25 protein-coding genes and 2 pseudogenes are annotated in these 23,817 nt (G+C 35.5%); 12 read left to right on the forward strand and 15 right to left on the reverse strand.

Annotated elements, in window-relative coordinates; genetic code table 11:
* Both nrdG and LZ578_RS12385 read left to right on the forward strand, forming a co-directional pair.
* Nucleotides 1-555 carry an anaerobic ribonucleoside-triphosphate reductase activating protein gene (gene nrdG / locus LZ578_RS01270; RefSeq protein WP_235145564.1) on the forward strand — a complete coding sequence of 185 codons (555 nt, stop codon included), beginning with the start codon at nt 1-3 and terminating at the stop codon, nt 553-555.
* Between the two features lie 208 nt (nt 556-763).
* A complete protein-coding gene (locus tag LZ578_RS12385) occupies nt 764-895 on the forward strand; it encodes a hypothetical protein (RefSeq protein ID WP_255763901.1) in 132 nt (43 codons plus the stop codon).
* A 141-nt stretch (nt 896-1,036) separates the two neighbouring features.
* Here the strand turns inward: LZ578_RS12385 and LZ578_RS01275 are convergent, their stop codons facing one another.
* The 14 genes and pseudogenes from LZ578_RS01275 to LZ578_RS01340 all read right to left on the reverse strand — a co-directional run bounded on the left by LZ578_RS01275 (nt 1,037) and on the right by LZ578_RS01340 (nt 13,636).
* Nucleotides 1,037-1,309 (reverse strand): type II toxin-antitoxin system RelE/ParE family toxin, encoded by a 273-nt coding sequence (locus LZ578_RS01275; RefSeq protein ID WP_235145565.1) that lies wholly within the window; start codon nt 1,307-1,309, stop codon nt 1,037-1,039.
* Nucleotide 1,310: 1 nt separating this feature from the next.
* Nucleotides 1,311-1,532: a type II toxin-antitoxin system RelB family antitoxin gene (relB, locus tag LZ578_RS01280; RefSeq protein ID WP_235145566.1), complete on the reverse strand. Its 222-nt coding sequence runs from the start codon at nt 1,530-1,532 to the stop codon at nt 1,311-1,313.
* Between the two features lie 237 nt (nt 1,533-1,769).
* Entirely contained in the window at nt 1,770-2,180 is a 411-nt protein-coding gene (locus tag LZ578_RS01285; RefSeq protein ID WP_235145567.1) for a hypothetical protein, read from the reverse strand.
* 22 nt (nt 2,181-2,202) lie between these two features.
* Complete coding sequence (locus LZ578_RS01290; RefSeq protein ID WP_235145568.1) at nt 2,203-2,532, reverse strand: hypothetical protein; 330 nt, start codon at nt 2,530-2,532, stop codon at nt 2,203-2,205.
* A 36-nt stretch (nt 2,533-2,568) separates the two neighbouring features.
* Nucleotides 2,569-2,940, reverse strand: a complete 372-nt coding sequence (locus LZ578_RS01295; protein WP_235145569.1) for a hypothetical protein — start codon at nt 2,938-2,940, stop codon at nt 2,569-2,571.
* 615 nt (nt 2,941-3,555) lie between these two features.
* On the reverse strand, nt 3,556-3,927 hold the full coding sequence (locus tag LZ578_RS01300) for a YbaN family protein (RefSeq protein ID WP_235145570.1): 372 nt from the start codon (nt 3,925-3,927) through the stop codon (nt 3,556-3,558).
* Nucleotides 3,928-4,389: 462 nt separating this feature from the next.
* Complete coding sequence (locus LZ578_RS01305; RefSeq protein WP_235145571.1) at nt 4,390-5,661, reverse strand: amidohydrolase family protein; 1,272 nt, start codon at nt 5,659-5,661, stop codon at nt 4,390-4,392.
* Nucleotides 5,662-5,777: 116 nt separating this feature from the next.
* A complete protein-coding gene (locus LZ578_RS01310; protein ID WP_235145572.1) occupies nt 5,778-7,118 on the reverse strand; it encodes an amidohydrolase in 1,341 nt (446 codons plus the stop codon).
* Nucleotides 7,115-8,827: an adenine deaminase C-terminal domain-containing protein gene (locus LZ578_RS01315; RefSeq protein WP_235145573.1), complete on the reverse strand. Its 1,713-nt coding sequence runs from the start codon at nt 8,825-8,827 to the stop codon at nt 7,115-7,117. The genes LZ578_RS01310 and LZ578_RS01315 overlap by 4 nt, the downstream gene beginning before the upstream one ends.
* Before the next feature lie 86 nt (nt 8,828-8,913).
* Nucleotides 8,914-9,981: a PotD/PotF family extracellular solute-binding protein gene (locus tag LZ578_RS01320; RefSeq protein WP_235145574.1), complete on the reverse strand. Its 1,068-nt coding sequence runs from the start codon at nt 9,979-9,981 to the stop codon at nt 8,914-8,916.
* A gap of 42 nt (nt 9,982-10,023) precedes the next feature.
* Nucleotides 10,024-11,060 (reverse strand): annotated as a pseudogene (locus LZ578_RS01325) (ABC transporter ATP-binding protein).
* A 49-nt stretch (nt 11,061-11,109) separates the two neighbouring features.
* Nucleotides 11,110-11,889: an ABC transporter permease gene (locus LZ578_RS01330; protein WP_235145575.1), complete on the reverse strand. Its 780-nt coding sequence runs from the start codon at nt 11,887-11,889 to the stop codon at nt 11,110-11,112.
* Nucleotides 11,882-12,721 (reverse strand): annotated as a pseudogene (locus tag LZ578_RS01335) (ABC transporter permease). The gene LZ578_RS01330 and the pseudogene LZ578_RS01335 overlap by 8 nt, the downstream one beginning before the upstream one ends.
* Before the next feature lie 264 nt (nt 12,722-12,985).
* Complete coding sequence (locus LZ578_RS01340) at nt 12,986-13,636, reverse strand: phosphatase PAP2 family protein (protein WP_235145576.1); 651 nt, start codon at nt 13,634-13,636, stop codon at nt 12,986-12,988.
* A 364-nt stretch (nt 13,637-14,000) separates the two neighbouring features.
* Here LZ578_RS01340 and spx point away from each other — a divergent pair, with 364 nt between their 5' ends.
* From spx to LZ578_RS01355, 3 genes are all read left to right on the forward strand, one after another.
* The gene (gene spx / locus LZ578_RS01345) at nt 14,001-14,414 is read left to right on the forward strand and encodes a transcriptional regulator Spx (RefSeq protein WP_235145577.1); all 414 of its coding nucleotides are present in this window, start codon (nt 14,001-14,003) and stop codon (nt 14,412-14,414) included.
* A gap of 387 nt (nt 14,415-14,801) precedes the next feature.
* A complete protein-coding gene (locus tag LZ578_RS01350; RefSeq protein WP_235145578.1) occupies nt 14,802-15,581 on the forward strand; it encodes a TraX family protein in 780 nt (259 codons plus the stop codon).
* A gap of 81 nt (nt 15,582-15,662) precedes the next feature.
* Complete coding sequence (locus LZ578_RS01355) at nt 15,663-16,652, forward strand: linear amide C-N hydrolase (protein ID WP_235145579.1); 990 nt, start codon at nt 15,663-15,665, stop codon at nt 16,650-16,652.
* 71 nt (nt 16,653-16,723) lie between these two features.
* Here LZ578_RS01355 and LZ578_RS01360 read toward each other — a convergent pair whose 3' ends face one another.
* Nucleotides 16,724-16,897, reverse strand: a complete 174-nt coding sequence (locus tag LZ578_RS01360; RefSeq protein ID WP_235145580.1) for a hypothetical protein — start codon at nt 16,895-16,897, stop codon at nt 16,724-16,726.
* 303 nt (nt 16,898-17,200) lie between these two features.
* Here LZ578_RS01360 and rsmG point away from each other — a divergent pair, with 303 nt between their 5' ends.
* From rsmG to guaB, 7 genes are all read left to right on the forward strand, one after another.
* Nucleotides 17,201-17,917 carry a 16S rRNA (guanine(527)-N(7))-methyltransferase RsmG gene (gene rsmG, locus LZ578_RS01365; protein ID WP_235145581.1) on the forward strand — a complete coding sequence of 239 codons (717 nt, stop codon included), beginning with the start codon at nt 17,201-17,203 and terminating at the stop codon, nt 17,915-17,917.
* A gap of 266 nt (nt 17,918-18,183) precedes the next feature.
* A complete protein-coding gene (locus tag LZ578_RS01370) occupies nt 18,184-18,948 on the forward strand; it encodes a ParA family protein (RefSeq protein ID WP_235145582.1) in 765 nt (254 codons plus the stop codon).
* On the forward strand, nt 18,938-19,828 hold the full coding sequence (locus LZ578_RS01375; protein ID WP_235145583.1) for a ParB/RepB/Spo0J family partition protein: 891 nt from the start codon (nt 18,938-18,940) through the stop codon (nt 19,826-19,828). Before LZ578_RS01370 ends, LZ578_RS01375 begins: the two co-directional genes overlap by 11 nt.
* Nucleotides 19,829-19,872: 44 nt before the next feature.
* On the forward strand, nt 19,873-20,085 hold the full coding sequence (locus LZ578_RS01380) for a DUF951 domain-containing protein (RefSeq protein ID WP_235145584.1): 213 nt from the start codon (nt 19,873-19,875) through the stop codon (nt 20,083-20,085).
* A gap of 53 nt (nt 20,086-20,138) precedes the next feature.
* The gene (ychF, locus tag LZ578_RS01385) at nt 20,139-21,239 is read left to right on the forward strand and encodes a redox-regulated ATPase YchF (RefSeq protein WP_235146374.1); all 1,101 of its coding nucleotides are present in this window, start codon (nt 20,139-20,141) and stop codon (nt 21,237-21,239) included.
* 47 nt (nt 21,240-21,286) lie between these two features.
* Nucleotides 21,287-21,979 carry a DUF1129 domain-containing protein gene (locus LZ578_RS01390; protein WP_235145585.1) on the forward strand — a complete coding sequence of 231 codons (693 nt, stop codon included), beginning with the start codon at nt 21,287-21,289 and terminating at the stop codon, nt 21,977-21,979.
* A gap of 219 nt (nt 21,980-22,198) precedes the next feature.
* Complete coding sequence (gene guaB, locus LZ578_RS01395; RefSeq protein WP_235145586.1) at nt 22,199-23,686, forward strand: IMP dehydrogenase; 1,488 nt, start codon at nt 22,199-22,201, stop codon at nt 23,684-23,686.
* The last annotated feature ends 131 nt before the right edge of the window (nt 23,687-23,817 follow it).

Below are 23,817 nucleotides of genomic sequence, written 5' to 3' on the forward strand. Positions count from 1 at the left end.
ATGGTGGTGAATCCAATTGATTGGCAATCAGCTGATTATAGTCACAACTACATTGCTGACTATAAACCGTATAATTTTGTAGACGGAGAAGGTGTCCGTTGTAGTCTGTATGTTAGTGGCTGCCTCTTTGCTTGCAAGGGTTGCTATAATAAAGTCGCCCAATCTTTTACCTATGGGAAGCCTTACACGAAAGAACTAGAGGATCAAATCATAGAGGATTTACGTGCTGAATACTGTCAAGGACTTACTTTACTAGGAGGGGAACCCTTTTTAAATACAGAAGTTGCTCTTTCTTTATGTAAAAGGGTTCGTGAAGAATTTGGGAGTACTAAAGATATTTGGAGTTGGACAGGTTATACGTGGGAAGAATTACTTTTAGCTAGTGAAGATAAGAAAGATTTATTAAATTATCTGGATGTATTAGTAGATGGTCGTTTTGAGCAAGGTTTGATGGATTTAAGCCTTGCTTTTAAAGGCAGTTCCAATCAGCGTATCCTAGATGTCCCAGCATCTTTAGAGGCAAATGAGGCCTTACTGTGGGAGCCGACTATGTAAAGGTAGCAAAGAAAATTGTGATTAACTTTTACTTCGTACGATATACTTTAATATGATAGCAAGTGAAAGTTCCTTCTTCATACATGATTCTAAGCAATTTCGTGTATCTAGAATGAAGGTGAGTTGTCACAATAAGAATGGAGTAAACTCAGCTAGAATACTTGTTTTACATATGGTATTTTAATTATAAGATAAGGAGGTTCTATTGATGAATTCAGACATCATTTTTATATTACCAGTAATTCAAATGGTATTGGTCTTCATCCTATCATTGCTTGCTGTATACACTTTGATTCTAGCTATAAAAGCACTAAAGCTGTATATTAAAAAGAAATCTTAATAGTATTACATAGGTTGGATTAGTTTAATTGTTTATATGTTTTTCTCTCTCCCTGCATTAGGAACTATTAATTATGATTTCAAAAAAAGAACCTTAGTTTAACAAGGTTCTAGGCACACGTCTGTAAGTATCTTCATACATTCATTGATAAATATCTTTTCTATGCCCAATTTCTAACATTAAAATAGTAACTGTTTCATCGTTAATATCCGCTATTAAGCGATAATCTCCAATTCTATAACGCCATTCTCCTGAACGATTAGCGACTAATCCTTTTCCATGCTGTCTAGGATCTGTACAATTGACTAGATTTTTTTTGATCCATCCCATAATTAAAAGAGATTGGTGTTTATCCATTTTTTTTAACGTTTTTTGAGCTCCTTTTTCAAACTCTACTTGATAACCCGAGCTCATATCAATCAGTCAACTCCTTCAACATATCTTCAAAGGAAATACTTTGAGAATTCTCTTTATGCTCCTTCATAGCCTGGTGATATAAACCTAAATCAATATCATCTTCTATCTTTTCTAAAACAGAGTTTCTAAATAAAGCAGATACGGTGATATTTTTAGATTTGGCATATTCTTTAATTAATTTTTCTTCTTGGGAATCAATTCTTAGTGATATAGTAGTCATTAAAATCAACCTCCTTCTTTTGTATGTACATTGTAATACAAAAGAAAGAGGTTTTCAATTTTTTCACTCTATAAAATCGATTAAATACTCACAAATTGAGTTTGATCAGTAAAAAAATAATCCTTTGGTGAAAGGATTCAGGATACACGATTCTAAGCAATTTCATGTATGAATATAAAAAACATGTATTACTTAGATCATACATGTTTTTTTGACTGGATTTCATGTGCATGATTCTTATGGATTTTCATCGTTAATTAAATACTGCTCGGTTCTATAATCTATATCGTTTTCTTCATCACGAAAAATACGTTCTCCTACAATCGTTAATTTATAACTCAAGTCATTCGCTTTTATCGTTAATTGATCTCCTTTTCGAGTAATCTCATACGTAGGATAAAACACTCCTCTTTCTAATTCCTCAAATGGAAAAGGTCTTTCTAAAAGAGGACCACTAGTCTTTTGTACATATTTTCCCTTCATACCCTCAGGCACAAAAAGAAGAGAAGCACCTTTACTCGATTCCAGAGCCATCCCTCCGGACTCTGCTATACTTACCCATTTGTTTGTTAGATCTTCTTGCTTGGTGCATGCTGCTAAACCAAATAAAAATAATATTGTTAAAATAAAATAAATAGTTTTCCTCATTTTTTAGTTTCCCCCTTACACTTTACTCCTTAATAATGCGTGCTGATGCTGGAATGGGAAGACTGATACCAGGTTTATATAGGTAACCCTCATATATGACATACGCAAGACCATCTGTCCTGTTAGTACGAGTCAACCATCCTCGGTACAGTAGTAGTCCATACTCTGGAGATTCATGGTAACGAACCTCAAGAGGAATGCTTCCTCCAAAGAATCCATTTGAAAACCATACCTTATGCGGATAAACCCATTTTTGTGTCTGAACATCTAATTGGACACTGGCTTCTACTTGTTGCAAGTCGTTATTGGTTGTTTCAGCACCTTTTATATCATTCGAATTTGATATAAACATTATAAAAAAAGCGAAACAAATTAAGAATTTAAAATACTATTTTTCTTGATCAATCATAGTAGGAACGTATGGCCCTTTGTAAATAAAACCTGCATATGTTACTACATATTCAGTAGATGATTCGTACCATTCTCTAATAGGAATATATCCAGCATGACCCCATGGAGATGTAATCCAAAGATGTTGAGGAAAGAATATTTTCCCTTTTACGCAGGAAGCAACACTACTACAATAATATTTTTTATTGTAACGAACTACTCTCCCAACTTCTACAGAATTAGACAGAGTAGTTACTCCATCTACACTAGAATACTCCGAAGCACTAGCCATAGAAGTACCCAAAATAGAAAAAAATAAAAAAGTAATCAACAGTAACTTTGGAATCTTTTTAAACTCATTCTTTTTCATTGAACTCCCTCTTTCTATTTGGTTTTATTTATTAAATTATAACAGCATTAAACGCTTACTTAACTAAATATTCAATATGAATATTTAGTTAAGTAAGCGTTTAAATTTTTTAAAACATCAGTAATGATATTTACATTAGATGTTTGTCAGTTTGTTTCTAAAACTTTTGATTAAAATATAGTTTATTTTTGGTTTTTTTAAAATGCTAATTATGATAAGTCTAAAAAAGATAAAGAATTATAAAAGATTAATTAAGAAAACGAATCAAAATCGATGGCGAACGAGTCATAGAAAAAAAGCAATCTTTTGAGACAGAAAAGCCCCCTCTTTTTGATGTAAAAGAGAGGGCTTTTCATTTATATCAGAATCGAATATTTTTGATATAAACTTACGTACTCATTGCATCTATCTTCTTAAAAAATAAAAGGATGGATAGGCTACACTTGGTTGGAAAATAAAATTAAAGTCTTGTAAAATTTGAATGAAGAATAAAAAAGGAGAATTCCAATGGAACGGAATAAAAATATTGATATAAGTGTTTGAATCTTTCCCTTTTATTTGTATGAGTTGGGATTGTCATACGCAGCAATAGGGACTCTTTATTATGAAGGATAATCATTTTTTACCATTCTCAGTAGGGATTATAAAAAACAAGAAAAAGGTTATAAACATCGTTAGGATGATCAGTAGAATTTTAACCATTTGTATCGGAACAAAGTAAATCGAAATTCCCATTAACAAATAGATGTTCGCTGCTATCTTCCATTTACGTTTGAAAGGAATAGTTCCCGTCTCTACATAATCAGCAACATATATTTTATATAACGTTGTTTCCTTTAACCAAACATCAAATCGCTTAGAGCCTCTTGCAAAACAATAGGCGCTGAGTAGCAGAAAGGGAGTCGTTGGTAAAATAGGAAGGATTACTCCAATTGAACCTAAGCCAAAAGATAGAAATCCTACTGTTATCAAAAGACCTTTTTTCAATATCTCATCCTTCTTTCTGGATTATTTTTCTTCACAATCGTATCGTATCTTTCTCCTATTCTCAAGGAAACATTTTAATATTGAAGAGATTTATTTTATTATACAAAACATTATTTTTATTAAAAGATAAATAAAAACGGCACTCCACAAGTGAAAATACTTGTAGAGTGCCGTTTTTGAAATGATTGATACAAAATTCTCAATAGAGTTATTTTATAAAGTAGATAAAAAAGATGAAGAAATACCATCTAGGATTATAGGGTGGAATGATTTTGTGAAACGGCCCGCTACCAACCTTTTATAAAAATAACGTCACATACTTTTTTTCTTTCATCAATTACGGTTGGTATTTCTTGAAAAATAATGAAAGAAATAGGGAAACTAGATAAAGAGGTTGATAGTAATTAGCGGACTCATATGTAGCTAATCATTAATTGATAGGTGGTATTTTCTTCAATCAGCTTATTTTGTTTGACGATTAATATCTAATTCTGTTTCATAAGCGGGTGATTTTTTATGAAATAGATACTCTCCGTTGCGAATAGAAGCCAAACACTCAACACGGCGACGTTGTGCTTCAAAAGGATTAGGAGCATCTAAGACAATAAAGTTTGCAGGTTTTCCTTCATCTAAACCGTAACGATCTTCTATTTGCATTAATTTTGCTCCGTTGTAAGTAATCAAGTCAAAATTACGAGGGAAGTCTTGTTCTCGCATGAGTTGTGTTGCATGTAATCCGTTATCTAAAATATTCATCAAGTTTCCCGATCCAGCCGGATACCACAAATCAACGATCGAGTCTTGACCGAAAGCAACGTTAATATCATGATCAACAAACTCTTTTACTCGAGTCAACCCACGTCGTTTTGGATAAGTATCTTGACGTCCCTGTAAGAATAAATTTTCAGTTGGACAGGCAACAAAATTGATTCCTGACTTGCGGAATAAACCCATCATTCGAAAAGCGTATGAATCGTCTACAGATCCAAATGAACAGGTATGAGAAGCGGTAGTTGATTTTCCATACCCTTGTTTCATTACTTCCGCGTTTAGTATTTCTACAAATCGAGATTGGACATCATCTGTCTCGTCACAATGTACATCAATTAACTTGTTATATTTAATAGCAAGACGAACGATTTCTTTAACAGATTCTTTTCCTTCTTCGGAACTCCATTCATTATGAGGAATACCACCCACACAATCTGCTCCTAATTGTAAGGCTTCTTCAACTAGGTCACGACCGGACTTCCCTTCTTCATTATAAGAATACATACCATTTTGTGGGAAAGCGACTACTTGAATGGTGATATTATCTTTTAATTCATCTCGTACCTCCAATGCAGCTTTGATTCCTGTTAAGTTAGGGTCCGTACAATCTGTTTGTGCTCGAATGAATTGTGTACCATAAGAAGCTACATCATGAACGGCTCGGCGAATACGTTCTTTCATTTCTTCTTTCGTAGTTCCTTTTTTATAGTCATTCCACAAATCAATCGCTTCAAATAAAGTTCCGGATTCATTTTTAATTTTATCGTCTTGACCAGTAAAGTAGTAGTCTAAGTGTAAATGAGAGTCTACGTAAGGAGGTAATACTAAACGTCCCTGTAAGTCGATTGTCTCATCTGCTTCACCTACATTATTTCCGATTGCTACAAATTTTCCATCTTCTACTAAAATTTCAGAAGCATGGTCATGTTTGTAGATTGTAGCGTTGATAAACTTTTTCTTCATTTTTTTGACCTCCACATTTTTCTAAATCAACTTTACACCGTTTGTTATGTTATTTCAAATGATTAGTGAAAAGTCTCTATTGAACATTTTTTTAAAAGAACTTTAAAGGGCGTCTTTTAAACAGAACGATCTGAATCATTTTTATATTTTTTCAAATCTAAAGCAACTTCTCGAAAATGAGTCATTTGATTATTTATATTAGTACGTAATACAGTTAATTCCTGTTGGGTCAATTGTTTCTCTTTTACCACCTGTTTCCCGTCAATTATTACATCTCGTACGTTGCCAGAATTTGCTGAATAAACTAATGCAGAATAGGCATCAAAAATGGGGAACATATTAACTGAATCGGTTTCTACTAACACAAAATCGGCTTTTTTCCCTTTTTCTAATGATCCAATTTGATGGTCTAAACCAATAGCTTCAGCACCACCGATGGTTGCTAATCGAACAATATCGCGTGCTGGAAAAGCAGAGCGATCTTTCAGCGTTGTTTTATGAAAATTAGCAAACATTCTCATCTGAGTAAATAAATCTAAGGTGTTACCGCTACTAGGACCATCCGTTCCTAAGCCCAGTCTTAGTCCAGCCTCTAGCATTTTTTGAACGGGTGCTACTCCTTTAGCTGATTTAGTATTAGCACCGATACAGTGAGCAACTGCAACTTTGTTATTTTTAAGAATTTCAATATCCTCATCCGTGAAAAAAATACCATGAGCAGCAATCACTTTTTCATCTAAAACACCTAAATCAGCTAAGTATGCAACGGGCGTTTTACCGTGTTCATCTGCATACTTACGCATTTCAAAGTCCATTTCACTTAAATGAATCGTAAAAGGAACATCATATTTACGAGCGATACGAGAAGCCTCCTTTAAAGAAGAATCTGTATTTGTATAAGGAGCGTGAGGTGCAATTGCGGGAGTAATTCGTTCGTGACCGATCCACTTCGAAATAAATGTTTCTGAATAAGCTAACCCACCAAATGGCTCCGTCACATCGCAGGCGTTCTCTAAAATTGTCTCTCCTAAAATGGCACGAGAGCCCATTTCATCTGTAGCCTTCGCAAGTTCATCTTCAAAATAATACATATCTAGAAAGGTAGTTATACCTGCTAATTGCATTTCAGCAATGGCATATTTCCCGCTATGATAAGCTAACTCTTTGGTCATACAGGCATTTTCTAATGGAAACAAAAAGCGCGTGAGACGGTCAGGGGTATCATCACCTAGTGAACGGAAAGGAATCATCCCAATATGTGTATGTGTGTTCACCATTCCGGGTAGAGCAATAGCTCCTTCCCCATCTATAACGGTTATATCTAAATCAAGAGGTGCATCTAACATAGAACCGGTTTCCAGAATAAGTTGATCTTCAAAAAGAATATAGCCAGAAGAATACTCATTAAAATCAGCATCCATGGTCAAAACGTGTATATTCGTAACTAATGTCTTCATTCTTTTCCCTCTATCAATGGAACAAGAGCATGTGTATGGACATCCATCATTCCAAAATCGGTAATTTTAAGCTGAGGAGAAACAGGTAAAGAAAGGGTAGAAAAGGACATGATTTCATTCGTATTTCGATAGCCTAAATCAACCATCGCTTGTCGAACGTTTTTCAATTGATTTCCTAGCGTATAGACATTTTCATCGCTCAAAATACCGCCTATGGGTAGGGGACAGCTAGCTGAAAGTTCACCATTTTTGCTAACCACATAGCCACCTTTTAAATCTAAGATCTTGTGTTGTGCAAGTAGAATATCTTCAATAGAAGTTCCCATCACCATTAAGTTATGGTGATCATGAGCCCACGTCGTTGCAACGGCTCCTTTTTCTTTCAAAGAATGTTCTATTAGACCATATCCAATATTCCCATTCTTGCCATATCGTTCCATGACCATAATTAAAGAAAGACCGCTATTTTCCCAATCAAGGATTCCATTTATAACTGGGATTTCTCGTTGAACATGTTCTGTAAATGTCCCGATTTCTTGGATTTGAATGACGTTACAAGTCACAGAATCTTGATTTCCATCTACATGAATTTCTAAATCTTTATTAGTTAATGGTTTGCAATGGATGCTATCATAAAAATAGTCGGGGAATTTTGGTTTCGTTAGAGGATAAACGATTTTATCTTCTCGTTGATGGACACATCTTCCCTTTTTATATACAGAGTCAATCCCTATTGTTTCCAAGTCATCTAAGATGATGAAATCAGCTAAAAATCCAGAAGCAATTGCGCCTCGATCTTGTAACCCCATCCGACGAGCAGGAGTATACGTTGTAGTATAAATAGCTTCTTCAACTGGCATTCCACATGCTACTGCTAAACGTACATTTTCATCGAGATGACCTTTTAATAAATCGTCTGCCATAATATCATCTGTAATAATCGCAATGTGCTCATACAAATCGTAATCTACTACTGTTTGAATATTTTCTGGAGTAATTGATTTTTTTTGTAGTTCTAAAAAGACGCCACTACTTACCTTTTCTAAGATTGATTCCGGTGTTTGTTGTGTATGATCTGCCGTAAGACCTGCATGCATGAATTTAGCTAGTGTTTCTCCTGACACTCGAGGAATATGTCCTTCTAATGGCATTAACGGCTTTAATTCTTGAACTTTTTTCAAAATTTGACGGATAAGAGAATTTGGTTCATCTGTTATTCCTTTAAAGTTCATTGCTTCCCCTAAAGCAATCACTTTAGGGTGTTCTAAAAGTGAAGCTACTTCATTTAAACCAATTAATCCGCCGGTTGTTTCAAGTTCAGGTGTGGTGGAAGGAACGGATGAAGGAATGGCATAAAAGATATCTAAATCTGTTTTTTCTTGCATAAACGCTTCTATTCCTGCTTGTCCGAATACATTAGCAATTTCATGGGAATCAGCTACAACGGTAGTAATTCCATAGGAAAGAGCTACTCCTGAAAAAATAGAAGGAGGAATCATAGAACTTTCAATGTGCATATGAATATCAATGAATCCTGGAACAATAAACTTTCCTTCCACATCCAAAATTTCTGTGGGCTCGAGCTCACGCAAGCTTGCTTCGCTCACGTAATAGAATTTCTCATTAGCAATGGCTATGTTTTTCTTTTCAAATGTTTTTCTAAAAACATTAAATACAAAAGCATTTTCTAGTAATAAATCAATTTTCATCGTATTCTCCTTTTTTTAACAAAATTAAAAATAAAAGCCGGAACAGGAGTCCCGGCAAAAGCTGCTAGTTGAGACAGCAGAAATTTTTATTGGTTTAAAGTTTGATTCCATTGTGAAATCCACTGTTCTAAATTAGTATTTACGAAAGTATAGTCAATTGCTTTAGCGCGTTGAGCGATATCACCATACGTTTTGTTTTCAGCCACTTCATCATCTAACTCTACATCTTTATTCGTTGGTGCTTCGTTTAAAGAAGCAGCGGTTGTCGTTTGAAGTTCTTGACTTAATTTCCAATTGATAAATTCATAAGCTAACTCTTTGTTCTCAGAAGACACTGCGACGTTTAGTGTGTTGAAGTTTGCATAGGTACCAGATTCAGGAACCAAGTACTCTACGTCAGGGTTTGCTCCTGAAATGATTGGGTAGGCAAAGTCACCAACTACAGCAGCAACTATTTCACCAGATTGGAATAAATTAGCTAAATCAGAAGATTTTGTATATGTTTTTGTAATGTTCGGTTTCAATTCATTTAGTGCTTCGAATGCTGCAGCACCATCATCAGTAGTGATGTCCACACCTTTAAAGTCACTTGCCACGTGGAGCATAGCAGGACCAAATGTAGTAGTGATATCAGGAATAGAAATTTTTCCAGCTAAAGAAGGATCCCATAAGTCAGACCATTCATTGATTTCCATGCCAGCAGCTTCCTCATTGTAGATAATTCCAATACTATTCATGGTGTAAGGTGCCCCAGATGTTGCTACTGCATCCATGGCGCCATCTACTAAGTTTGCTAGGTTGGGTACTTTTGTTTCATCTAACGTTTCAAATAAACCTTCTTCTACACCAGTAGCTGCATTGGCTTGGGAAAGCTCAATCACATCGATAGTAGAATTTGGATTATTTTGTAGTTTTGTAAAACGTTCTCCGGAATTACCTACTTCATAAACAAGTTCTATTCCTTTATCTTTTTTAAATGGTTGAAAAATATCACGGTCAATAATGTCTTCGCTTAATGCAAAGGTAGAAACAACTAAGTTCCCATCATTGTTTGCTGTACTTGAATCAGAACCTTCGTTTGAATTCGTACTTCCACAAGCTGCTAATAACGCAACGGTTGCAAGAGATAGAGTAGCTGTTTTCCAATTTTTCATGATGAATACATTCTCCTTTTTGAAGCTATTTTTTTAAAGATATCAAACAAGAATTAATTTTTCAGGTGTCAAAAATAAAGTTACTTTGTCTCCAGCATGGTAGGTATTTGCATTTTCATCGTTGACCAACAAGTTGCCTAAAGAGGTGCTAACTTCATACTGATAGCTCTTCCCTAAAAACGTACGAATGAGAACAGTTCCCTCAATTTTATTTTCTCCTAAACCGTGGGGGGAAGCATCTGAATATCATCAGGTCGAATCGTTCCTTTTACCTGTTCTTGATCAGATGTTTGGGAACTTTGGAAAAGGGAGCCGTCTTCTGCTACATAATGATGATCATTTTCTTTTGTTAAATCGATAAAGTTCTCGAAACCAATAAAGCGAGCGACAAATTCTGTCTTAGGATTTTGATAGATTTCTTCAGGAGTATCAAATTGTTCAATGACTCCTTTATTCATTACTGCGACTTTATCAGAGATAGAAAAGCACTCTTCTTGATCATGGGTTACGAAAATAGTTGTAATACCCAATTTTCTCTGAATTCGTTTGATTTCAATCCGCATCGTGATTCGTAATTTTGCATCCAGATTACTGAGGGGCTCATCCAATAACAATAAGTTTGGTTCAATAACTAAAGCTCGTGCTAAAGCAACACGTTGACGTTGACCACCTGATAATTGTTTCGGGTAGCGATCAGCGAATTCTTTTAAACCAGTAATCTCTAGCATATCATTAACTTTTTCTTTCATCGTTGCTTTATTTTCTTTGCGAAGTTTTAAGCCAAACTCTACATTCTCCCGAATATTTAAATGAGGGAAGAGAGCATAAGACTGAAAGACCATTCCAAAATTACGTTTATGGACAGGGACTTTTGTTAAATTTTTATTATCTACGATAAACGTACCATCATTTGGTTCAATTAACCCTGCTATCGTTCGAAGAGTAGTTGATTTCCCGCAACCAGACGGGCCTAAAAGAGAAACCAGTTCTCCTTTTTCAATGGATAGCTGTAAATCTTTTAAGACGTCAGTCTTTCCATCATAACTGACGCGAATATTATCTAAACTTACAAAAGCCATGAGATGGCGTCCTCCTTTTTAATAGGTACTGTCATTTGTTAGATTCTTTTTAGGAAATAGAAGCGAGACCTAACGTTTTTTCTATTGCGAACATCATGCCAATGGTTGCAAGCATCAGCATCACAGACAAAGCTGAAACAGTCGGATCGTAATTGTATTCGATATAACTCATTAAACTAGTAGGTAACGTAGTAATACCAGGACCCGTTAAGAATTGAGAAACGGGAATATTATTAAAGGAATTAATAAATGCCAACATGAAGGAGGCAAAAATTCCTGAAGAGATATTTGGTAGCACTACTTTAAAGAAGGCAATAATTCTTGTACTTCCTAGAGTCCAAGCAGCTTCTTCAATAGAAAAGTCTAATTGTTCTAAACTACCACCGACGACTCGGATGATGTACGGCAGACTGATGATAAAGTGACCTAACAATAGACCTTGAAAGACAGGTAATTGTAAACGAATCACAATGAACTGAAACAAAGAAAAGCCCACTACAACACCAGGAATAATGGTCGGAGATAGGAAGAAACTTTTCAAGCCTTTTCTACCAAAAAAATCATGACGAGAAAGTGCATAAGCAGCAGGTACTCCGACTATTAATGCCAATATAGTCGCAATCATAGATATTTTTAAACTCAACCAGAAGCTGCTTAAAAATCCTGCAACTTGAAAGACATTTGCATACCATTTGAAAGTGAAACCTTGAATTGGAAATTGGATACTTGGATTCTCACCAAAAGAAGTAATCACTACAATTAACAATGGTAAGAATAAGAAAAGAAAAACGAAGCATACAAAGAAAAGGAGGCCTTTTTGTTTACGCATGAATATCTCCTCCTCTACGGTCAATACGAGTGGCTAGCCAGTTGAATACGGTCATCACCAGAGATGTAGTGACAATCATAATTAAAGCGATAACTCCTGCATTATTCCAATTTCCTAATGTCATTGAATTTTGATAAAGGAATGTAGCCATCATCATATTTTGGTTTCCACCCAATAGCTGAGGGGTTGTATAAGCGGTTAACGTGCCGGTAAAAACTAAAATACTTCCGATAATAACGCCGGGAACACTAAGTGGGAAAATAACTTTCATAAAAGCACGTAAAGGGCTAGCGCCTAATGTTTCAGCGGCTCCCATAATTTCTGTATCAATGTTTTCAATGATTCCTACTAAGGTAGTGATCATTAATGGAAGAAACAAATAAAGGGAACCAATTGTAATAGCGAACTCGGTATATAACATCCGAATAGGTTCTGAAACCAGTCCAGTAGATAATAAAACACGGTTGATAACACCGTTTGTTCCTAAGATGTTGATCCAAGCAAAGCTACGAACAACTGAATTAGTGAGTAAAGGGAATAATACAAGACCCATCATTAAACTGCGATACTTGCGGTTACTTCTAGCAATAAAGTAGGCGGTAGGCAGCCCTAATAAAATACTAAAAAAGGTTACTAATAAAGAAAGACGAATGGTTCGCCATAAAATACCTACGTTATAAGAATCCATAAAAAAGTTACGATAGGAAGTCAGAGTAAATGCTCCATCGTAAAATGTTGACTAAATAATAGATAGTAGAGGTAACACCAGAAACACAATCAGTAAAATGAGTCCCGGAGCAACGATTACGTAAGGAATACTTTTTGATGACACGTATGAATCCTCCTTTTTATATAATGAATCAAATTTTAAAAGTTATTTCTCTTCTAGAGAATTATATAGAAAAACGACCTTTTTTACAAGGGGAAAACGAACGAAACAAAAACAATGTGGTTATAACGTTCGTTTTTCGGGAGTTTTTTTATGAAATATAAGGATGTTTTATATATTTATTGTGAAAGTAAGGAAGAATATAGTCTGAAAAAGCCTTGTCGAATGATTTCTATCATTCGACAAGGCTTTTGAGTTTAACTAATGCTATTTTTTATTTTCACTTGTATGATACAGACCGATGAACGCAAATAGTGTTGAAGCACCTAGAGAATATCCACCAATAACATCTGAAGCGAAATGAACTCCCAGATAGATGCGACTTAATCCAATTAATAATACGAGTAGGAAGATGCAACTGATCCAAAATCGTTTCATTTTTAAATCTTTATATAGATGAAGAACTAAAAAAAGGAAGCCACCAAAAATAATAACAGATCCCATAGAATGTCCACTAGGGAAAGTATAACCACCTTGAATTACTAAATGTTCAAATGTCGGCCTAGGCTTTTTAAAGGAATATTTTACCAGTTGATTTAATCCAGCCGCCCCAATAGCAGCTGTAAACCCGTACCAAATAGCTAGATTCTTTCTTTTTAAAATAAAAAAGAAAATCATACAGACAATAGCTAAGAACAGAATAGAAAAAGGAACTCCACCTAGAGTTGTAAAGAAACGTGCGAAAGGAGTGAAAAAATCATTACGAGCTCTGATTGCAGCGGTCCCGATTGTTTGATCCATAGTATTTAGCCATTCTAATTTAAAAATATTTGCTAAAGCCATTATTAGAAAAGGAATAAGAGAGAGAGCGCTCGCCTGGTAATCACGACGAATCTTATTTGTATGTAAATCGTTCATATTTATGTTGTCACTTCCTTTAGAATTACTATCCTAAGAATATAACGGATATTTTTGAATGAAGCAAAGAAAACCACCTCACATCCCTTAAGTAATCAATTTTTTAAAAAATAACTTGCTCCTTCCAGTATAGGGATACAAAGGAGTTTTCGTCACGCTGTAACGCATTACGTTATGAATTTTGTAACGACTACAACGCAATCTTTATGGAAACGTTTTATGATCGGTTAAGAAGATATTTTCATGTTTAAAAAATATGCTTTTTGTAATGGAACAGAGTGTTGAGTGTTTTTCTTGCTACTTCACAAACAATATGTAAAAATAGTCTATATTCATATTTATCTTATATAAAGGGGAGATTGCATTGGTTACATTATATGTTTCACCAAGCTGTATGTCTTGCCGAAAAGCCCGCGCGTGGTTGCAAGATAATGATATTGAATTTGAGGAACGTCAGCTTTTTTCGGAGCCACTATCAGATATAGAAATGAAAAATATGCTTCGATTAACAGAAGAGGGAACTTCTGATCTTATCTCAACTCGTTCCAAAGCTTTTCAAGAACTAGAAATTGATTTAGAAGAACTGTCCTTGCCTGATTTATTTGATTTAGTTCGAAACTCTCCAGGTTTGCTTCGTCGCCCACTAATCTTAGATGAAAAACGCTTAGTCATTGGTTATAATGAAGATGAGATTCGTTGTTTCTTACCGAGAGAAGTGCGTAGGATGGAACTGGCTAAACTGGAAGTTGCTATAGATGAAGAGTTTGAAACAGCGTAATAAAAAAAGAGAAACCTAGGTTTCTCTTTTTTTTACTGAAAATTTATTACTAAAAGTTTGAACGTATCTCTTAGAACCATCTCCCCCCCAATATTTTATAGGAAATCATTTTTTAAAGAGTTAAAGAGAATATAAAACGAAGGATAATACTATTTATGATATAATAACAATACACTGTACTCCATCCGTATATTTTCATCACCTATTTTCCATCTATACCCCTACTCTTATTACTCTTCTGTTTTAAAAATAAATCATTTTATAAATTTTGTTAAAAAAATAACCCATAGAAAAGGGGCACTATATCACAGTATCCTGAAGAAACTTTCTTTTTTATCAATGAGCGATTGCATTGGATCATATTTAAGAAATGAGGGAGGATTTTTTGTGGAATATTTTAAAAAAGGAATATCAGGACATCAACTAAAAATGTTTGCTATTGTATTAATGGTTTTTGATCACATACAACAGATGTTTTCTTATGCGGGTGCTCCTTTAATTTTCACAATGTTAGGGCGTTCTGTCCTTACTATTTTTTTGTTTACAAGTGTGGAAGGGTATTACTACACACGAGACAAGAAAAAATATGCGATTCGTCTTTTATTATTTTACTGGATGATGAATGTACTAAATGGGATCATCTCTCAACTCTTCCCATTAGAGCCAGTAACCCTACTCAATAATGTATTTGGCACGCTTTTAGTGGCAGTCATTGTCATGTTTTTGATAGATTGTTTCAAAAACAAAAAGGGACTGAAAGGTTTACTTTTATTAGCGATTCCATTGATTCCAACGGTACTAACGAATCTTCTCTTACAAATAAAACCAGATTCAGTATATAATTTTTATCTTTTATTTCCTTCTTATACAGTAAATGAAGGTGGAAAACTTATGATTGTGTTAGCTGGAGTGTTATATATTTTTAGGGAGAAAAGAGTTCTTCAATGTTTGGCGATTTTTTTAGGAGCGATTGCTTCGACAGGATTAGATAGTGATGGGTTGTTAACTACCAATATTCAATGGATGATGATCTTTTCGATCGTCCCCATTCTTTTATACAATGGTCAAAAAGGGAAAAGTTCAAAATACTTTTTTTATACGTTTTATCCTACTCATGTATACGCTCTATATATCCTCTCCTATTTTTATGCGATGTATTATTTCTAAGAGGATTTCGTACCTTCTATACAAAAGTGACTTCTGTTGGAAAAGGAAGCATGTATCCGTATACTAATAGAAAAGAGCAGAATGAAAGTAGGGATAGATACGATGTGTACAACTGTTGGATTTGCGTATCAAGAGGGGTTCGTTTTTGGTCGAACTTTGGAGTTAGGGATGAAATTAGATAATAATATTCTTTTTGTACCAAAAAATAAAAAAGATTATATTCAATCAAGAAATGGAACGTTTGCATCTAAATATGCTTGTATAGGGACAGGTTTCTTTAATATTCCTTCTTTTGGTGATGGTATAAATGAAAAAGGGCTAGTAGCTTCTAGTAATTTTTTACCTGGATATGCAACGTTTGCTAAAGAACCGGTAGAAGGAAAAATTAACTTAATTACTTCTGATGCATTTGATTACTTACTAACAAGGTGCAAAAATATCTCAGAAGTACGAGAAGAAGCTAAGAAGTTAGTCCTGTTAGAACATGGTGATACAGAAAAAGATGTATCAACTAGTAACCATTTTTTCTTTATGGATTCAGAGGGAAATAAAGTGGTCTTAGAGCCGAAAGATGGTATTTTAATGGCTTATGATAATCCATATGGCGTACTAACGAATGCACCTGAATTTCCTTGGCATGCAACAAACTTAAAAAATTACCTTCATTTAAAACCAGAAAATGTGGAAGAAACTATTTTTAATGAAGCTACCGTTTCTAAGTTAGGAGAGGGAAGTGGGATGGTAGGTCTTCCTGGAGATTTTACACCACCATCAAGATTTGTGCGTTCTGCTTACTTTGTTTCAAATACTCCGAAGGACTTAAAAAGAGGGGCAGCGATTCTTCAAGCGTTCCGAATTTTATCTCAAGCAAATATTCCTACTGGAGCCATTGTTGATCCTGTTGGAGGTCACTGTGATGAAACGTTATATACAAGTGTGATGGATACGAATAAACAGGCATACTATATAAAATGTCACGATAATATTAATCTTCAATCATTTTACTTGGATGATTATAAAAACAACAATGAAATAACGTTTATTCCTCTGGAAAAAGAAATGAATTTGTAAAAAGAATAAATAGACAAACAAAAAAAGCAGGAATTTCTGCTTTTTTTGTTTGTCTATTGGGAATAATAAAATCAACGGTTTTGATTGAACTTTTCCCAACCTAACTTAATGTAATCAAAGTTAATTACAAAAAGAAAGATAATGATGGCTATGGCTTTTATGAGGGTACTTGTTGGTACATAAAAGACATAGACCAAAAAGAAAATGGATGCGGCTTTGATTAGAAAATTTAAAAACGTATGCATATTGTTTCCCTCCATAAATCATACAAGTCTATCGTTATTGGTTGAATTCATAACGGCGTTCTTATCTACTTATTTTATTATCACACTTTTTTTCGGAAAATCCAAATATTTTTATGAAAATACCTTCAATTTATAGCCTGTTTAACGTAATCATGTATAATTAAGATTGAAATGGTATCCTATTTTCTGAGAGGACAAGTACTCGGGCATCTATTTTATGTGGATGAACGTTATTTTATTGCGATACGATATTTAAAACTTTAAAAAGAATTTAAAAAGAAGTAGATGGGAGAAATACAGCAAATGAATCCAGAAGAATTTAGAATGGCCCTTGCTGAAAAGGGAATTGAATTAGATGAAAAACAGATGTCTCAATTTGAGCGCTATTATGAACTATTAGTAGAGTGGAATGAAAAAATAAACCTAACCGCTATCACTGAAAAGGAAGAAGTATATCTTAAACATTTTTATGATAGTATTTCTTTGGCTTTCTACATGGATGCCTTTCAGTCTGATAGTACAATCTGTGATGTAGGTGCTGGAGCAGGTTTTCCAAGTATTCCTTTAAAGATTGTTTTTCCAGATTTAAAAGTAACCATTGTGGATTCACTCAATAAGAGAATTCAATTTTTGAATTTATTGATGGCAGAATTGGGATTAACGAATGTAGCTTGTTTCCATGATCGTGCAGAAACGTTTGGACGTAGAGCAGGGATACGAGGTTCTTTTGATATCGTAACGGCACGAGCAGTAGCACGCATGAGTGTGTTAAGTGAGTTATGTATTCCTTTAGTGAAGAAGAATGGCTATTTTATTGCCATGAAAGCTTCTAGTTCAGAAGAAGAATTGCAAGAAGGTCAAAATGCAATTGCTGTTTTGGGTGGTAAATTGGAAGAAGATTATCAGTTTATGCTTCCAGGTGATGCGGGAGAAAGACATATCGTTAAAATTCGTAAAACGAAAGAAACACCAAAAAAATACCCTCGAAAACCAGGAACACCAAATAAAAGTCCTTTGTAAAAGGGTGTAGACTCTTTTTATTATGGAAAGAGGTGTTTTTTTCTAGCTATTTTTGATACAATAGATTGGTAAATTAGGGACGCTATAGTCTTTACGTTATCATTTATAAAAAGAGCGAGAAATGAGAGCCTCATTTTGAAAAATGCGTAAAAAAAGAAAGCACGTTATCGTTTTTTCTTTTTTTTATTATGAAAAATCCTATCAAATGATTATTATAAACGGGTAAACATTCCCGATGGAAGAGTAGAAGAAGCGGAGGAAAGCAGATGGCACGAATCATTGCAGTTGCGAACCAAAAAGGCGGCGTTGGTAAAACGACTACTACCGTTAATTTAGCAGCATCATTAGCCTATTTAGGAAATAAAGTATTACTAATTGACAGCGACGCACAAGGCAATGCGACGAGTGGATTGGGCATTTCAAAAGCAGATGTCGACAAAGATATTTATGATGTATTGGTCAATCAAATTCCAATAGGAGATGCAATCCAACCTTCCTCACGAGAGAATTTATGGGTAATCCCTGCAACCATACAGTTAGCAGGAGCAGAAATTGAACTAACCAATCAACCTCATCGCGAAGCACGTCTCAAAACGGCTTTAGCAGGATTGAATGAAGACTTTGATTTTATTTTTATTGATTGTCCCCCTTCATTGGGACATTTGACAATTAACGCCTTTACCGCAAGTGATTCTGTTCTGATTCCGGTTCAATGTGAATACTATGCATTAGAAGGATTGAGTCAATTGCTGAATACATTCCGCTTAGTGCAAAAACATTTTAATAAAAATCTGAAAATCGAAGGTGTTTTACTAACGATGCTGGATGCTCGTATGAATTTAGGATTTGAAGTGGTGGAAGAAGTGAAAAAATACTTTAAGGAAAAAGTATATGACACGATTATTCCACGGAATATCCGTTTATCTGAAGCGCCAAGTTATGGCCAATCCATTGTCGACTATGATATCCGTTCTAAAGGAGCGGAGGTATATCTTGATCTAGCAAAGGAAGTGTTGGAAGATGGCGAATAAAAATAGTAAAGGCTTAGGTCGCGGAATTGACGCTCTTTTTTCTAGTTTTGAAAACATCGAAAAAATCGATGAGAACACAGAACAAATTGAAGAGATTGGTTTAACTGAAATTCGACCGAATCCTTATCAGCCACGTAAAACATTTGATCCAGAAGCTTTGCAAGAACTGGCTGATTCTATCAAGAAAAGTGGCATATTTCAACCCGTTATTTTACGTAAATCTACAATAAAAGGGTATGAAATTATTGTGGGAGAACGACGTGTCCGTGCATCTCGACTTGCCGGAAACGATACCGTTCCAGCTATTATCCGTAATTTTGATGAACAAGCGATGATTGAAATTGCAGTCATGGAAAATTTACAGCGAGAAGATCTTTCTCCATTAGAAGAAGCAGAAGCTTATCAAATGATGATGGATAAATTAAAACTAACTCAAGCACAAGTTGCTGAACGATTAGGAAAGAGCAGACCCTATATCGCTAATCATTTAAGGTTGCTAGTATTGCCACAAGATATAAAAATGATGTTACAAAATGGTGAATTAGCAATGGGCCAAGCACGTACTCTTTTAGGTTTGAAGGACCAAAAAAAAATGAGTGAGTTAGCAAAGAGAACGGTACAAGAAGGGATTACGGTCCGACATTTGGAACGCCTCGTTCAAGAACTGACTCAGCCAGTCGAACCAGTTGACAAAAAGATTAAAAAGAAAATAGACAAACCGTCTTATATTATGGAGAGCGAAGAACGTTTGATGGATAAATTTGGTACTTCGGTGCATATCACTCCAAAAGGCGATCAAGGACGGATTGAAATTGAATATCTATCTCCAAACGATTTAAATCGTATTTTAGAAATATTAAATATTGATTTTAACGACTGAGTGAGAATATTTCATACTATCAGAAAGAAAGGGGATCCTTTTATATGGTCCTAAAAGAATATGAATTACATGATGTTGTAGAAATGAAAAAACCCCACCCATGTAAAAGTAATTCTTGGGAAATTATTCGCATGGGAATGGATATTCGTATTAAATGTCAAAAGTGCGGTCAGATGGTATTAATGCCTCGTCGTGAATTTGAAAAGAAAATGAAAAAAGTATTAATCAAAGCTGAACGTTCTGAATCAAACGAATAAATAGTTGAGGAAAGAAACCGTTATCGCTATTGAGGAAAAGAGTGGAAAAAAATATGGCATTAACTGCAGGAATCGTGGGCCTACCAAACGTAGGGAAATCCACATTATTTAACGCAATCACTAAGGCTGGAGTAGAAGCAGCCAACTATCCCTTTGCGACGATTGACCCCAATGTGGGCGTTGTAGAAGTTCCGGATACAAGATTGAACAAACTAACTGAATTAGTGAAACCAAAGAAAACTGTACCAACTACCTTTGAATTTACTGATATTGCTGGAATCGTAAAAGGTGCCAGCAAAGGAGAAGGTCTAGGGAATAAATTTTTAGCCAACATTCGCCAAGTAGACGCTATTTGTCATGTGGTTCGTTGTTTTGAAGATGATAATATCACTCATGTGACTGGGAAAGTTGATCCTTTGGATGATATTGATACCATTAACTTGGAATTAATTTTTGCTGATTTAGAATCGATCGAGAAGCGTTTCGTCCGTGCCAGTAAAATTGCCCGAACAGGGGATAAAGAAGCACAGAACGAAGTAGCTATTTTAGAAAAAATAAAAGGAACGCTAGAAGAGGGTAAGTCTGCTCGAACTGTGGAGCTGACACCGGAAGAAGAACCGCTAGTTAGAGGCCTCTTTTTACTGACTATGAAACCAGTTCTTTATGTGGCGAATGTCTCTGAAGATGATGTGGCAGCAGGTGAAGACAACGAAATGGTGAAAGCCGTTCGTGCCTTTGCAGCCTCTGAAGGAGCAGAAGCCGTTACTATTAGCGCTAGAATCGAAGAAGAAGTAGCGGAACTAGATGATGCAGAGAAGCTTGAATTTTTACAAGAAATGGGAATCGAACAATCTGGGTTAGATTTGTTGATTCAAAAGGCCTATACACTATTAGGCCTAGGTACGTATTTTACCGCTGGAGAGCAAGAAGTTCGTGCATGGACATTCCGTTTAGGCATGAGAGCACCTCAAGCAGCTGGTGTCATCCATACGGACTTTGAACGAGGGTTTATTCGAGCAGAAACAGTATCTTATGATGACTTAGCTGAATATGGTAGTATGCAAACTGCCAAAGAAGCAGGAAGAGTCCGCCTGGAAGGTAAAGATTACGTTGTCCAAGACGGAGATGTTATGTTATTCCGCTTTAACGTATAAACAAACGTATAGTGGATAGCAGTAGAAATTTCGAGGAGGGCATGGAGTTGGAAGAAACAAACACAGAGAACAAGACATTAGAAGAAAAACAAGTAGAAAATGCCATTTTATGGAAACAACTAACGAAGCGCAATGAGCAATTTATGATGGGGTTAGATAAGATTCTTACGCAAGCAAATTTTGATGAAGAACAAAAAGAAAAGAAGTATCATCAAATGATGACCGAACTTCTCGCTTCTCAAAAAGCAGGAACAACTGCGCGACAATTGTATGGAACGGTTTCTGAATGTGCTGAAACCATCTTGAAACAAGAAGAAGAGAACCCAGGTCGCTCTTCTGACTTTTTGATCGCTGTAGATGGTGGACTGTTATTAGGGTCTATCTTTGCTCTTATTTCTGGTGTTACTCTCCTGACAAGCAAACAAGAAACTGCGTTAGGGATGGGAATCATCAGCTTAATTATGAACTATGTTGTCGGCGGAATTGCTATGCTAATCATTTCTAAATACACTCCTGATAATAACGCTCCAAAAGGGAAAAAAGGATATGGAAAGTATATTTTAGCAACCACATTGGCAATGCTGTTATGGATGCTAACGATGACATTGACAACGGCACTCATTCCGATCTCAATCAATATTCCACTATCACCTTATTTCTATATAGCTATTGGAGCAGCTGGTTTTGCTGCGAAAATCTACTTGAAAAAAAGGTTCCGGATTACGGGAAGTATTTTTTAAACAATCAGGTACGTCACACTAAAGGAGCAAGGACTTTTGTCCTCGCTCCTTTGCCGTATAAAAAATAGGAATTGATAAAGAAGACAGCTCGCTTTTGTTTGCTATTTAAAGCAATCGAAGTAAATTTGAAAAAATAGATAGTTTATCTTGACGGAACAGGTATGTGGTGGTAAGTTAGAACATAAAAAATCGTATGAGTTAAAGGAGAGGGGAAAAAGAATGTCGAACTGGGAAAGCAAGTTTTTGAAAGAAGGATTTACTTTTGATGATGTATTACTTATTCCAGCAGAAAGCCATGTTTTACCAAATGATGTGGATGTATCTGTTAAGTTAGCGAAGAATTTACATTTAAATGTACCGATTATGAGCGCAAGTATGGATACCGTAACGGAGGCGGAAATGGCAATAGCTATGGCCCGTCATGGTGGATTGGGTGTCATCCATAAAAATATGTCTGTGCAAGCTCAAGCAGATGAAGTACGTAAAGTAAAACGCTCTGAAAGTGGTGTCATTATTGATCCGTTTTTCCTAACACCAGAAAACTTAGTTTCTGAAGCAGAGCAACTGATGGGAAGATACCGGATTAGCGGTGTGCCCATTGTAAATGATTTAGAAGAAGGCATCCTTGTAGGAATCTTAACTAACCGTGATTTACGCTTTATTTCGGATTACCATTTGCCAATTGGTGAAGTGATGACAAAAGAAAACTTAGTAACCGCTCCTGTTGGAACTTCTTTAAAGGAAGCAGAAAGTATTCTACAAAAATATAAAATTGAAAAGTTACCCCTCGTAGATAAAGAAGGTAAATTAGCTGGTTTAATTACGATTAAAGATATTGAAAAAGTGATTGAATTTCCAAATGCAGCCAAAGATGAGCATGGACGTTTGTTAGTAGCAGCAGCAGTAGGAGTTACTTCGGATACATTTGAACGTTCTCAAGCACTACTGGATGCAGGTGTGGATGCATTAATTATTGATACTGCACACGGACATAGTGCAGGCGTGATTCGTAAAATCAAAGAAATCCGCGAAAAATTCCCAGAAGCGACTTTAATTGCTGGAAATGTAGCTACAGCTGATGCTACACGTGCGTTGTATGATGCAGGCGTAGATGTTGTAAAAGTAGGAATTGGCCCTGGTTCTATTTGTACGACTCGTGTCGTTGCTGGAGTAGGTGTTCCGCAAATTACAGCTATCTATGACGCAGCAAGTGTAGCAAGAGAATATGGGAAAACCATCATTGCTGATGGGGGAATCAAATATTCTGGTGATATTGTGAAGGCAATGGCATCAGGAGGACATGCTGTTATGTTAGGAAGCATGCTCGCAGGTACGGATGAATCACCAGGTGAGTTTGAAATTTATCAAGGCCGTCGTTTCAAAACGTACCGTGGAATGGGTAGCTTAGCAGCTATGGAAAAAGGGTCTAGTGACCGTTACTTCCAAGGCGGTGTAAATGAAGCGAATAAACTAGTTCCAGAAGGAATTGAGGGACGTGTTTCCTATAAAGGTGGAGCCGGTGATATTATTTTCCAATTGCTCGGTGGGATCCGTTCTGGAATGGGTTATGTAGGAGCTGCTAACTTAGAAGAATTACGCGAAAATGCACAATTCATTCGGATGTCTGGCGCTGGATTGATTGAATCTCATCCTCATGATGTTCAAATTACGAAAGAAGCACCAAACTATTCTTTCCATAATAGATAAAGAATTAAGAGGAAAGTCTGTAGAAAAGCAGACTTTCCTTTTTTATTTTTGAAAAATTTAACCTTGAGATAGCAAATAAGCAGAACAATCGGTATAATCATGATAGAAAATTGAACTTTTCTTAATCAATC

It is taken from the genome of Jeotgalibaca sp. MA1X17-3 (genome assembly GCF_021513155.1).
Lineage (GTDB): Bacteria > Bacillota > Bacilli > Lactobacillales > Aerococcaceae > Jeotgalibaca.